2 rRNA genes are annotated in these 545 nt (G+C 40.4%); both read left to right on the top strand.

Annotated elements, in window-relative coordinates:
• Positions 1 to 96 (top strand): 16S ribosomal RNA (locus IC218_RS21610); the annotation flags it as partial.
• 263 nt (positions 97 to 359) lie between these two features.
• Positions 360 to 545 (top strand): 23S ribosomal RNA (locus IC218_RS21605); the annotation flags it as partial.

Raw genomic sequence — 545 nt, 5'->3', positions numbered from 1 at the left:
ACCTTTTGGAAGAAGTCGTCGAAGGTGGAATCAATAACTGGGGTGAAGTCGTAACAAGGTAGCCGTATCGGAAGGTGCGGCTGGATCACCTCCTTTCTAAGGAGAATTGCCTACTGTTTAATTTTGAGGGTTCGTTTTTACGAATACTCAATTAGCACTTTGAGCAACGGAATTTATTCGTTGGCGACGTGCGTTAGCACTTTAAGCAACAGGATTTATCTGTTGGCGCTGTGCGTTAGCACTTTGAAAACTGCATATATATATTTAGTGATATGACATCTAATTTGTAATATATAAAGCTGATAACTTTTAAAAATTATCGAAGTTGATAGCTTCTAATCTATCAAACCTTTTTAACTGGTCAAGTTATTAAGGGTGCAGGGCGGATGCCTTGGCACTAGGAGCCGATGAAGGACGCGATAAGCTGCGATAAGCTTCGGGGAGTTGCACGTAAACTTTGATCCGAAGATTTCCGAATGAGGAAACTCACTTAGAGTAATGTCTAAGTATCATTAAGTGAATACATAGCTTAATGAGGGGAACTC

The organism is Clostridioides sp. ES-S-0005-03 (assembly GCF_020658455.1).
Classification (GTDB): Bacteria; Bacillota; Clostridia; order Peptostreptococcales; family Peptostreptococcaceae; genus Clostridioides.
This window is presented reverse-complemented; position numbering and strand designations above follow the sequence as displayed.